This is a genomic window from Cysteiniphilum sp. 19S12-1, assembly GCF_052030685.1.
GTDB lineage: Bacteria > Pseudomonadota > Gammaproteobacteria > Francisellales > Francisellaceae > Caedibacter.
On sequence record NZ_JBQAJM010000007.1, the window covers coordinates 31688 to 44364 of the forward strand.

The following is a 12677-nucleotide window of genomic DNA, read 5'->3' on the forward strand; positions in this document are numbered from 1 at the left end:
ATGCAAAACGCTTTTATCGCTGGCACCTTAATTGCCATCATCTGCGGAATCGTGAGCTTTTTTGTTGTGCTACGCAAAGCCGCCTTTGCCGCACATGGTTTGGGACACATCAGTCTCACAGGAGCCGCAGGTGCCGTATTAATCGGTATCTCAGCAATGAACGGGCAACTCATTTCTAACATTATTGCCGCAAGCATCATGGGTGCTATGGGTGATAAAATCAAAAAAAATGACCTAGCAGTTGGTATTGTATTAACCTTTTTCTTGGGGCTTGGCGCTTATTTTCTATATCTTTACCAAACCGGTTACTCAGGCTCGATTATGTCGATCTTATTTGGCAATATCTTAACGGTATCAATGGAGCAAATCATCACGCTTATCATTATGGCGCTTATTAGTATTGCCATATTACTATTCATCTCAAGAGCACTATTTTTCACCTCAATTGATCCACTACTTGCACGTGCGAAGAACATTCCCAACAAGCTTCTATCTGTTATCTTTTTTATCATCTTAGCATTGACCGTAACCATGGCATGCCAAATTGTTGGTGTACTATTGGTATTTGCATTACTCATCGGGCCTGCTGCTTGCGCATTTCAATGGAGTGATGGTTTTTATCAGGGCATGCTACTTAGCATTATAATATCTCTGGGCAGTGTTTGGGGTGCGCTTTGTCTTGCGTTTTATGCCAACTTACCCGCAAGTTTCTGTATTACCATGATTATTTGCGCAGTTTATGCCATTGGTCTTATCAAACAGTTAATAATGGGACAATCATGAGCTCAACCAAAAATTCTTTAGCTAAAATCGAAGACTTTTGTCTAAAACACAACATTAAGCTTACACGCTTGCGCAAAGAAGTGCTTACTATTTTTATTGATCAGTCATCACCGATTAGTGCCTATGAGCTGCTTGATCTAATAAACAAAGCACAGACAGTTGAGAAAACGACGACAGAAAATAAAGCAACTAAACGCTATAATATTATGTCGATTTATCGCGTCTTGGACTTCCTACAACAATCTGCACTCATTCATAAGTTGCACACCAGTAATCGCTACAGTTTATGCTGCCATCCTGAGCAAAAAATGTGTCAGCTTTTTATTTGCACTGTGTGCGGTCAAAAAACCGAGCTACATCATGAAGCGTTTGATCAAACATTGGAAGAGTTGGCGCAAAAAAACAGCTTTCAAATCACTGCTCACACCATTGAAATAACAGGGCTATGCCGTAGTTGTTTGAGCGCCCATAGCTAAGGCTTCTTTTGGCGCAACATAAGCAATGTTAAGCGCATCAGCAACCGGCAGTGAGGTTAACATGCCATTATGAACACTTAAGCCATGTTCAAGGTGGATATTATCATGAATCGCTTTTTGATAACCTTTATTTGCCAATTCCAAAGCAAAGGTTAAGGTAGCATTATTTAATGCCACAGTCGAGGTTCTGGCAACGGCACCTGGCATATTAGCCACACAATAATGCACAACATTGTCAACCACATAAGTAGGGTCTTGGTGTGTAGTTGGTTTTGAAGTCTCAAAACAGCCGCCTTGATCTATGGCAACATCAACAACAACAGAGCCTTTTTTCATCGACTTAATCATCTCTTTAGTCACAAGCTTAGGTGCTGCAGCACCTGGCACGAGCACCGCACCGATCACCAAATCAGCTTCTTGTACATATTTTTGCAAATTATCTTTGGTTGCATAAATACAATTTAATTTAGGTCCAAAATAATCATCTAATTCACGCAAACGATCTAAAGACTTATCAAGCACAGTCACATGTGCTTCCATGCCAATCGCCATACGAATCGCATTTAAACCAACCACACCGCCACCAATAACAACGACTTTTGCTGACTTGACACCTGGCACACCACCTAGCAACACACCACTGCCACCTTGGGCTTTCTCAAGACAGTGCGCTCCGGCTTGCACCGATAGACGGCCTGCTACTTCACTCATAGGTGTTAACAATGGCAAACGCCCATTTCTATCGGTTACCATCTCATAAGCAATTGCTGTACATTTAGACTCTAAAAGTAGCTGTGTTTGCAATGGATCAGGCGCTAGATGCAAATAAGTAAATAACAATTGGCCTTGACGCAACATCTTGCACTCATTAGGTTGTGGCTCTTTGACTTTAATAATCATATCCGCTGTAGAAAAAATCTCTGCTGGTGTTTGCATAATTTTAGCACCTGCTTGTATATAATCTTCATTGGTAAAACCAATCGCATCCCCTGCGTTATGTTCAACAAGCACTGTATGACCATGATAAACAAACTCGGCTACATTACCTGGTGTTAGACCAACACGGTATTCATGATTTTTAATCTCTTTAGGGATTCCCACGATCATTGACTATTTCCTCCGCAATTACTTTTTTAGTTTATCTCACTCTTAGTTTTTCTAGCTGCATCTTGCCGCATACAAAAATAATTCACGCGAAATATAACAAGCAAAACAACAAAAACCAAACATTAATTAGCATTCTTGAATGAATTTTACAAAGGGCTCAGTATCAGCTTTTTTTAAGCTTATCAGTAGGAACGCCCATCACTCTTAACACATGCTCAGTAATTTGCGCAAAAATCGGCGCTGCTGCCGATCCCCCACCATACGCTTCCCCTTTCGGATCATCAATCACCACCACAGTAACAATTTCTGGATTCGATGAGGGCGCAATACCGACAAAGGTTGCCATATAACTATCGGATGCGTAGCCTCCTGCAATTGCTTTACGTACTGTTCCAGTTTTACCGGCGACATGATAGCGTGGCACACGCGCTTTAGAAGCCGTTCCTCCCAGTCCTTCAACCACGGAAGTTAACATATCAACCACTTTTTCCGCAATGTCACTATTAATAATCTGATAAGCTTTAATGTCTTCTTTTTTATTGCGCTTTAATAAAGTTGGTGGAATCAACTTACCACCATTAGCAATGGCACTATAAGCTGTCGCAATCTGTAAGGCTGTCGCATTCATACCATAGCCAAATGACAAAGTTGCCAAGGGAAAGTCTCCCCACTTACGTGGACTGGGCACATAGCCTGAGCGCTCTCCAGGAAACCCTATTTCAGTGACTCGTCCAAAGCCAAATTTGCGCAATGTATCACCCAAGGCATTGGCATCAATCGATAAGATAATACGCGAAATACCGACGTTTGATGATTTCATTAAAATATGCCGTAAATCCATCTCACCATAATTACGAAAATCTCTGACCGTACGCCCATTGAGTTTGTAATACCCTGGCGATGTGTCAACCATTGTGTCAACATCATATTGCCCTGATTCCATCCCTGCAATAGCCGCAAACGGTTTCATCACAGAACCAGGTTCATAGACATCTGTCAACACACGATTGCGACGCTTCTCAGGTGTCGCATCGTGCATATTATTAGGGTTGTACGAGGGGTAATTAACCATTGCTAGGACTTCGCCTGTTTTAACATCCATTACTACAGCAGATCCAGCTTCCGCATGATTGTTAATTACACCCTCTTTAATATACTTATAAGCAATATATTGCAGCTTGCGATCAATACTTAAACTAATATCATGGCCATGTTTGACTTCTTTATCATCATCATTTTTACGTGCCACACCACCTTTTAAATCCTTATGAATTGAACGGGTGCCATCCTTACCTGTGAGATATTTATTGTATTCCAGCTCAATGCCTTCTTGCCCTTGATCATCGATATTGGTAAAACCTACAACATGCGCCATGACTTCAGCGTCAGGATAAAAACGTTTAAACTCACGTTCAATGTTTACCCCCTTAACATCTAGGCTTTTGATTTGTTGTGCGATAAATGGTGATGCCTGACGTTTGAGATAAACAAAACCATGGCGCCCTTCGCGCGCTTTGATACGCGAAATAATTGCTTGTTGTTGTGTTTTATCCAATTCGAGCATATTAAGAATTTTACGCAAACTCGGATCATCACTTGCAATGTAATACGGATTGACCCAGATCGAATCCACAGGTGTACTAATCGCTAGTGGTTTACCATTGCGATCACTGATCATACCGCGATAGGCCGTTGTCGTTAAGCTACGCTCCGAGCGATTATCCCCTTCTTTTTTAAGCTTGCTATATTCTACTGTTTGCATATGAGCAAGCTTATAAATCAATAAACCTAGCACACAAACAATGACTAATATAATAAAATAATATCGCCAACTTAGTTTGATCTTACGCATTACTTTGAATCACTTTTGTTTCTTTCACACTTGGCAGACGCATATCATTTTTCTTGGCAACCTCCTCAACATGTGAGGGCGACGCCAAGGTACTATGCTCAATCAAAATCTGTGTCCATTGATCACGCAAATCTTCTTGCTGATAGATTAGTTTCTGCTCTTTATCCAATGCCACTTTATAATGATATTTCACGATTACCACCATAAATGCCGAGATAATAAGAGAAACACATAACAAAAAAGCAATAAGCACGCGTGCATTAAAGGTACTTTTGACAAAAGATGTAAATAGTTTCTTGCGTACTTCAGAGCGTGTCATATCATAGCCTCTCAACAGCACGCAATATCGCACTACGTGAGCGCACGTTTTCTTCCAGCTCCTTGGTAGATGCTTTACCTTGCTTGACACACCATTTTGCTTTAGGTACAAACTCTTCCAAGACTGGCATACCACGTGGCAATTTGTTATCCTCACCTTTGATCAGTTTGGTCATAAACTGCTTAACGATTCTATCTTCTAATGAATGGAAGCTAATGACTGCCAAATGCCCAGAGGGTTTAAGTGTTTCAAAAGCAGAGTTGAGTGTCGTAGTCACTTCATCAAGTTCGGCATTAACACAGATTCTAAGCGCTTGAAAACAGCGCGTGGCGGGATGTTTTTTTTCCTTTTTGCCAATCGTTTTTTCAATTAATGATGCCAATTTTAAAGTGCGATCAAGAACCTCTCCTTTCTCAAGTGAAGATTTTATTGCTTGAGCAATGCGCCAAGCATGTTTTTCCTCGCCATACTCACGAAAAATACGCGCTAATTCTTCAGCATCATAACTTATCAGAACATCTTCTGCAGAAAGTCCTTTAGTTTGATCCATACGCATATCTAGCGGACCATCTTTCATAAAGCTAAAGCCACGATCAGCCACATCCAGCTGCGGCGAAGACACACCTAAGTCTAACAACACACCGTCAACTTTGTCTGCAAATCCAAGCTCAGTTAATGCCTTAGTCATTGTTGAAAATGGGGCGTGCACAAGGATCAGTTTGCCACTCTCAATATCATTTTCAAAATGCACTTTGGCATACTCTATTGCCTCAAGATCACGATCAAATGCAATTAATTTACCGGTTGTCAAACCTGCTAAAATTTGACGTGAATGTCCACCGCGACCAAATGTGCCATCAACATAAATACCATCCGGCTTAAGTGCGAGTGCGGCAATCGATTCATTAAGTAATACGGAATAGTGCATTGATTTGTTTCCATTTACATAAACTTATATGACTTATATGAGTTACATTCTAAATTGCTCGCCAAGATAAACTTTGCGCACCTGCTCGTTACTTAAAATCTCGCGCGGTTTGCCTGAAGCAATCATCTTACCGGCATTCACAATATAAGCTCGCTCACAGATATCCAATGTTTCACGTACATTGTGATCGGTAATTAATACACCAATGCCTCGGTTTCTTAGGTGCGTTATAATCTTCTTAATATCAATCACTGAAATCGGATCAACACCGGCAAAAGGCTCATCCAACAAGATAAAGCGTGGTGACATTGCCAAAGCACGCGCAATCTCAACGCGACGACGCTCACCGCCGGAGAGGCTCATCCCCAGACTATTGCGAATATGCTGAATACTAAACTCATCTAATAGCGATTCAAGTTCATCCTGGCGCTGTTCTTTGGAAAGCTCACGTCTTGTCTCCAAGATCGCCATGATATTTTTCTCCACACTCAACTTCCTAAAGACTGAAGCTTCTTGCGGCAAATAACCTATACCTTGACGTGCACGCCAGTGAATCGGCAGCTTCGTTATATCCTGACCATCCAAAAAAACCGTACCGCGATTTGGCCGCACCAACCCTACAATCATATAGAATGACGTTGTTTTACCCGCACCATTTGGTCCCAAGAGTCCGACAATTTCACCGGTATTGACCTCCATCGAAACATCAGCAACAACCCAACGCGAGCGATATGCTTTGCCAAGATGTGTCGCCACCAACTTATGTTTTTGCTCTGTCATATTACTTTCTTAACTTATGATGATTAGGTTATATGAGACCACTTAAAAAAGGGATTATTTTAATAAGCTCACAATCTGCTAGACATCCTAATCACATAGGTCTTTATATTCAAGTTTTTTTACCAGTGTCCGATAAGAAAGCATGGAGGAATATATCCTAACATATTATCAAATTAAAATGAGGGGTTAGCCAATTACAGCTTCTTTTTGTAGAAACTCTGCAAACAATACAACTGTTTTATCAATATCTTGGTCACTATGAGCAATTGACATAAAACCTGCCTCAAATGCCGATGGTGCGAAATAGATACCACGCTCAAGCATAAAATGGAAAAAGCGATTAAAGCGCGCTAAATCGCAAGCTTTAACATCATCAAAGCTTAGAATATCTTGTGCGTCAGTGAAAAACACCCCAAACATACTACCCAAAGCTTTTGCCAAAAAGGGGAAATTTTGTGATTGAGCAACTTGATTTAAACCATCAACAAGTTTTTGTGTTTTGGTTGTTAGTGCCTCATAGAAGCCATCTTGCGAGATCTTATCTAAGGTCACTAACCCCGCGATCATTGCCACTGGATTACCTGATAACGTACCTGCTTGATAGACACCCCCTACAGGTGCAACAAGCTCCATAATCTCTTTCTTGCCACCAAAGGCACCCACGGGCATACCCCCGCCAATAACTTTACCAAAAGTCGTTAAATCAGGGGTAATTTGATATAAGCCTTGTGCTCCAGTTAAGCCAACACGAAACCCTGTCATTACTTCATCAAAGATCAGTAAAGCACCATGCTCATCACATAATTGACGTAAACCTTGCAAAAAAGCTTTCGTTGGTTCGATCAAATTCATATTGCCCGCAATTGGCTCTAGAATAATACACGCGATTTGCTCTGGATAGGCTTTAAATAAATTAGCCACACTCTCAAGATCATTAAAGGATGCCGTTAGTGTGTCTTTAACCGTATCTTTTGGCACACCCGGTGAGTTTGGCACACCAAGCGTTAATGCCCCAGACCCTGCTGCCACTAAAAACTGATCGGCATGACCATGATAGCATCCTGCGAATTTAATGACCTTGTCACGCTTGGTATACCCTCGTGCCAAGCGCACTGCACTCATTGTAGCTTCAGTACCAGAGCTGACAAAGCGCACCATATCAATGCTATCAATCAAATCACAAATCTTCTTCGCCAGTTTCACCTCAAGCTCACATGGCGCACCATAACTTAAGCCAAGGGTTGCTTGCTCCTGTACCGCTTTAATCACATCATCATCGGCATGTCTTAAAATCATCGGCCCCCATGAGCCAACATAATCAACATATTGATTACCATCAACATCATAGACATAAGCGCCTTTTGCCTTGGCAATGAATTTAGGTGTGCCGCCGACACCTTTAAATGCGCGCACCGGTGAGTTGACACCACCTGGAATATATTGCTTTGCTTGATTAAATAAGCTTTCTGATTTTGTCATTTTATGTATTCCTATTTATTATTTTATGCTTATTTGTTGGCGTTATTTATTTTCGATTCATTACCCGATCTTCAACAACGTCCATTAATATATCTGTGGCATTTATCCCACTTTCACTATAAATCTGCTGTGTCATGGTTGGACTGGTTATATTAATCTCAGTCAAGCAGTTACCAATAACATCAATGCCGGCAAACAACACGCCACTTTGTTTAAGATCCCTGCCAACAATACTACCAATCTCATATTCTTCAGCGGTGAGCTTCCTGACCAAAGTTGATGCACCTCGCGCGAGATTACCACGACTATCATCACCACTTGGAATACGTGCCACCAAATACTCCAGTGGCTCACCATCAACAATTAAAATACGCTTATCGCCATCTTTAATCTCTGGCTGATATTGCTGCACCATAATAAATTGTGACTCATATTTGGTAATGGTTTCAAGAATGACATTTTTATTCGGATCATTGGGTTGGATACGAAAAATTGACTCGCCGCCCATGCCATCAAGCGGTTTAACCACTACATCCTGATAATCATCCATAAAACGCTTAATATTTTTAAATGAACGACTCACCATCGTTTTTGGCGCTAAATCAGGATAACGTGTAATTGAAAACTTCTCATTGGCATCTCTTAAAGTTTGTGGCTTATTGATAATGAGCGCCCCCTGTTTTTCAGCCATTTCCAAAATATACGTGACGTAGACGAATTCCATATTAAAGGGTGGGTCTTTACGCATAAAAATCGCATCAAAATCACCCAGCTTCACTTTATCCATTGGGTTTAGGTGATACCACTTGTTATGTTCTTTACTCGCGGTTAGTGTCAGCTCATAACCCTCGCCATAAGCAACACCATCCTCGACAAATATATCTTCTAATTCAAACACATACTGTTGCCAATCTTTTTTAGCAACAGATAACATCATCATATAAGCGGTGTCTTTTTTAATGTTAAAGGTATGTAATGGATCAATAATAAAGGCGACTTTCATATAGTTCCTTAAGTTAACACGATAAACTTATGCTAATTCTAACACCATTAAATCTTGATCATAGAATTGATTGTGCACTTTTATTGATTTTGGTTCTGTAGCGCTTGTAAATTCAAACTGGGACTAATGGCACTACCTTTAGGAGGATCACTAACCATCCATGGCAGCTTCGCATTGGATCCTCACGCCATCCTGGCTCAGGATGACAAGTCAGAGGGTGTCATTGCGAGCATGGATGCGTGGCAATCCATTTTTATCAGGGATGGTTGATTTAACTTCGTTGCAAAGCCTATATTTACGAGCTAATGCTTAAGGTAGTGCCATTAATAACTGGGACTATTTCCAAACTTTAACGTATTAGAAACGCCGAAAATGTAAAGCAAGAAACTTGTAGATAATGGTTTGTGACGAGGATAAAGTTATGCATATAAAGATTCTAGCAACTGCACGCAATAAGAACGGGAAGGGAGGGATGTAGGGAAGGGTTCTTATTGCGTACAGAGAACAGATTATGCCGCGCTCTTTTCATTGAATGCTACTCAAACAAAGCACGTTGCAATTGTTAAAAAACTACCATGAGCATATACGCCCATCTAAGTCATAAAAGTTACCAGAATTCTCATAAGTTAAAGAGCTAATAAAGCTGATCATGCGCTCAACACTGTCGCTAACTTCAATGGTTGCATTATCTCCGCCCATATCTGTTTTCACCCACCCTGGGCGCAAACTCACTGTAATAATATCTTTATAATCTGCTGCAAACGTTCGCGTCAACATGTTAAGGGCTGCTTTTGACATTCGATAGGAATAACCAAAACCTGTTTTTGTTTCAGAAATCGAGCCGGCCTGACTCGACATATTGATAACTTTTGCCTCTTCTGCTAATAGAAGATTCGGTAAAAAACTTTGAATACAACGATAAGCGCCAACCGTATTAACACTTAATGCTTCGATCAAATTTTGTACTGGAATATCCTCAATGCCATACTTGGCGTGCTGCTCAGGATAGACGCCCGCATTGTTAATCAATATGTCGATTGGCACTCCCCCGAGTTTTTTCTTGAGCTCTTTGAAGTCTTGCCAGCGTGACACATCGATAGTTGCCAATAAAATATTATCTTTATTAGCATGATATGCCTCAAGCAATCCTTCAGATTCTCCACGCCCTCGATAAGCGGCAATCACATTACAACCCGCCTGAGCATATTGCTTTGTAAACTCCAAACCAATACCTCGATTTGCGCCGGTAACTAATATTGTTTTTTTTCTTTGCTTCATATTCTTAAGATTTAATCTAAAACCAATAAAGTTATTATTCTATACATCATAACAACTTATCACGTGGAATATACTCAAATACTATTTGGCTAAGACTAAATATTTGCTCAAAAGGGCTCGTCGTACCCTGAGCGTAAGTCGAAGCGATGCACTGAGCATCAGTCGAAGTGGGTAATCTTGGGAAGACCCACTTCAATAAAGGCTTCGACTTACGCTCAGCCAGCGCTTACACAATCGAAATGGGCTGGAACATCGTCATAACCTATTATTTCAATCACTTCCTTACACTTCCTTAGAGAGACTAAGCTTTTTGTAATTTTGAGAATCTTCCGCTTCAAGCTCTCGTATTGGCTCTACGATTTGATAATGACGACAATCATAAGGAGCTAATTGGTAATAAGTATATTTTCGATTCCAACGTACATAACCCCAAAAAGCTTTTTTTATTAGATACCATGCTTTAGAAATCATTGTTTTTCTCCTTTTAAGATAGATATTAATCATCCTACATTTAACTAAACCTCTTTAAACCCAAAACCAAATTTATATTATTGATCAAGTGCAAACATTCAAATAATTTTGTACAAATCACTCTTGTTAGCACCACCACGTTTACCCTTAACTTTATTAGTCCACAACAGATTGCAAGACCAACGTTTCTTAAGCGCATAGTTATAATGACACTTTAGACTTTATTGTTTTGCGTGAAAAATACGTATTATTTTCACACAATCGATCAGGCGATTGATATCATTTAAAGCTTAAGCTACTATTCAACTCAGAACGTAGCCCAGTTCTTTTGTGTTAGCTTTATCGCAGCTCATTATGATTATCTTGGATTTCGTTTAATTAATTTTAGTAATACTAATGGGGTATCAAATATGAAGTTGATTGAATTGCAGGTAATAGCCACCCTTGACAGAGTCTTTGGGCGCTCCTTGAACACTATATAGTTACAACAGCATCAAACACTGACGACTCAGGGCGTCCAGCAAGAACTTATACAATTGCATTGCAAAGCTTCTGTCTGTAAAATCAGTTTTGTATTTACAACATAAGAAATATGGTTTTAGAAAACTATTTATACAAGGTGATTTCTCAAATGGAAAACAATATGCTTTCAACTGACATCCCTTTGATCTATTTAAAATTAGAAATTTCGGAGTGTTATGTAAAATTACTGAAAGCGCCAACGACAATCGCAAAATATTTTGACATCAAGGCTTTAGAACAACTTTATGAGTACTTTTGCTCTTATCAAACCATACTAAAATTGCCACACCAGTTTAACCTTGAAACGATTAAACATACACTTCCTGCAGAAATTACTCAGTTAATTAAAAAACCAGATGACACCTACTTTTATTGTCGTTATCACTTTGATGCAAGCATCGAAATCGTCATATTTTCACAAACAGATACTAGCATGGCGATAACAACAACGCACTCACACTGGAATCACTTACTCAAATTTATTGATCAGGCAGAAATTAGCCATACGGTTTATAGAGGAAATCCTAACTTTACGGGATTAGTTGATGAGCTACCTCAACCAAATATTTCCCTCACTCACGTTGAAAGTGACTGTTTTGCAGCTATGTATTGCGATAAATATAGCGATAAGGAACTCTCCGAATTTTTACAACTATCCATTCGAAGAATTGAAGACTTAATTTCAAGTCTCAAAGATAAATTTTGTGCCAAAGATCGATATGTATTATTAGCAAAAATTAACCACAGTGATGCAATTATGCGATACTATATTGCAAAGAAATTAATGGGGCATCATCATGGCTAACAAGCGTGAAATACTTATCAACGACCATTACTTCCATTTCTTACCTAAGTATTTTCATATTTTTCGTTCACTTGTCAAAAACCTTATTCAGAAAACAGGCGCTAGCAGTGTTCACCTAAACATTATAAAACCTGACGATACGGTATTTGATATTCCGCTTCATCAACATAATTACTTTGATTGGCATTATAGTCAACCTATTAGCGCTGATCCATTATATGGTTATCACAATTTACTTCAGTTACCACATCTTTTTTACTATAACAGCTTACAAAAACTAGCCCCAGACCTGCCTAGTAATTTAGCATTGACACTCGACCCGTTTCTACCCATTATTGTTGCCAAAATTTTAAATACAGATAATTCAATTAACCTTATCACCTTAGGTTTTCAGTATTTGCATGATATTAAAATATCTATCGGTGAGATATATCCAGTTCTCCAGCAATTTAATAATGCACTTGCCAATATGATGATGGATAAACAATATGCCATTGATCAATGCAATATCACTGGGGTAGCAAATCCAATTCAACTAAATACAATCGCCAATCCAGCTTACACATTGATCAGTCAGCTCAACTTATCAGAAAAAAAGACATTGTTAGCTATTTATCATGGCTATATCACAAATAAAGATATTTCAACCCAGATTTACCGCTCTTCTCGAACAGCAGAAATTATTGTAAAAAAGCTCATCTCACTCTTTAATTGCAATACACGTTATGCACTATGGCTGAATATACGCAATATGCACGAACTTGTATATGCAATTGTTAAAGACTTATTGACCCAACAAAAGTAACACAACGGTTAACTTTATTGATCATTTGAAAACCAGTTTACTGTTATGACATAAAAGACATCGTTTACC

General features: G+C 39.5%; 14 protein-coding genes. 5 read left to right on the forward strand and 9 right to left on the reverse strand.

Features of this window, described 5'->3' with window-relative positions; genetic code table 11:
* Together ACTS4L_RS03550 and ACTS4L_RS03555 are read left to right on the forward strand one after the other, a co-directional pair.
* Positions 1–783, forward strand: a complete 783-nt coding sequence (locus ACTS4L_RS03550) for a metal ABC transporter permease (RefSeq protein WP_440615704.1) — start codon at positions 1–3, stop codon at positions 781–783.
* A complete protein-coding gene (locus ACTS4L_RS03555; protein WP_440615652.1) occupies positions 780–1259 on the forward strand; it encodes a Fur family transcriptional regulator in 480 nt (159 codons plus the stop codon). The genes ACTS4L_RS03550 and ACTS4L_RS03555 overlap by 4 nt, the downstream gene beginning before the upstream one ends.
* On the opposite strand, the gene ald is transcribed toward ACTS4L_RS03555, so the two are convergent.
* The 7 genes from ald to gshB form a co-directional block, all read right to left on the reverse strand.
* Positions 1227–2366: an alanine dehydrogenase gene (gene ald, locus ACTS4L_RS03560; protein WP_440615651.1), complete on the reverse strand. Its 1140-nt coding sequence runs from the start codon at positions 2364–2366 to the stop codon at positions 1227–1229. The two genes, ACTS4L_RS03555 and ald, sit on opposite strands and share 33 nt — an antisense overlap.
* Positions 2367–2529: 163 nt before the next feature.
* Positions 2530–4218 carry a peptidoglycan D,D-transpeptidase FtsI family protein gene (locus tag ACTS4L_RS03565; RefSeq protein ID WP_440615650.1) on the reverse strand — a complete coding sequence of 563 codons (1689 nt, stop codon included), beginning with the start codon at positions 4216–4218 and terminating at the stop codon, positions 2530–2532.
* A complete protein-coding gene (ftsL, locus tag ACTS4L_RS03570; RefSeq protein WP_440615649.1) occupies positions 4211–4537 on the reverse strand; it encodes a cell division protein FtsL in 327 nt (108 codons plus the stop codon). Before ftsL ends, ACTS4L_RS03565 begins: the two co-directional genes overlap by 8 nt.
* Position 4538: 1 nt before the next feature.
* The gene (gene rsmH / locus ACTS4L_RS03575) at positions 4539–5465 is read right to left on the reverse strand and encodes a 16S rRNA (cytosine(1402)-N(4))-methyltransferase RsmH (protein ID WP_440615648.1); all 927 of its coding nucleotides are present in this window, start codon (positions 5463–5465) and stop codon (positions 4539–4541) included.
* Positions 5466–5507: 42 nt separating this feature from the next.
* Complete coding sequence (gene lptB, locus ACTS4L_RS03580) at positions 5508–6245, reverse strand: LPS export ABC transporter ATP-binding protein (protein WP_440615647.1); 738 nt, start codon at positions 6243–6245, stop codon at positions 5508–5510.
* 186 nt (positions 6246–6431) lie between these two features.
* Positions 6432–7724, reverse strand: coding sequence for a glutamate-1-semialdehyde 2,1-aminomutase (gene hemL, locus ACTS4L_RS03585; protein ID WP_440615646.1), 1293 nt, complete (start codon positions 7722–7724; stop codon positions 6432–6434).
* 46 nt (positions 7725–7770) lie between these two features.
* Positions 7771–8727, reverse strand: coding sequence for a glutathione synthase (gene gshB / locus ACTS4L_RS03590; protein ID WP_440615645.1), 957 nt, complete (start codon positions 8725–8727; stop codon positions 7771–7773).
* A gap of 126 nt (positions 8728–8853) precedes the next feature.
* On the opposite strand from gshB, the gene ACTS4L_RS03595 reads away from it, so the two are divergent.
* Complete coding sequence (locus ACTS4L_RS03595) at positions 8854–8997, forward strand: hypothetical protein (RefSeq protein ID WP_440651706.1); 144 nt, start codon at positions 8854–8856, stop codon at positions 8995–8997.
* A gap of 300 nt (positions 8998–9297) precedes the next feature.
* On the opposite strand, the gene ACTS4L_RS03600 is transcribed toward ACTS4L_RS03595, so the two are convergent.
* Both ACTS4L_RS03600 and ACTS4L_RS03605 read right to left on the reverse strand, forming a co-directional pair.
* The gene (locus ACTS4L_RS03600) at positions 9298–10005 is read right to left on the reverse strand and encodes an SDR family oxidoreductase (protein WP_440615644.1); all 708 of its coding nucleotides are present in this window, start codon (positions 10003–10005) and stop codon (positions 9298–9300) included.
* Positions 10006–10287: 282 nt separating this feature from the next.
* Positions 10288–10476, reverse strand: coding sequence for a hypothetical protein (locus ACTS4L_RS03605; protein WP_440615643.1), 189 nt, complete (start codon positions 10474–10476; stop codon positions 10288–10290).
* 631 nt (positions 10477–11107) lie between these two features.
* Between ACTS4L_RS03605 and ACTS4L_RS03610 the strand changes: the two genes are divergently transcribed.
* Together ACTS4L_RS03610 and ACTS4L_RS03615 are read left to right on the forward strand one after the other, a co-directional pair.
* Entirely contained in the window at positions 11108–11803 is a 696-nt protein-coding gene (locus ACTS4L_RS03610) for a hypothetical protein (protein ID WP_440615642.1), read from the forward strand.
* The gene (locus ACTS4L_RS03615; protein ID WP_440615641.1) at positions 11796–12608 is read left to right on the forward strand and encodes a hypothetical protein; all 813 of its coding nucleotides are present in this window, start codon (positions 11796–11798) and stop codon (positions 12606–12608) included. Before ACTS4L_RS03610 ends, ACTS4L_RS03615 begins: the two co-directional genes overlap by 8 nt.
* Positions 12609–12677: the final 69 nt, after the last annotated feature.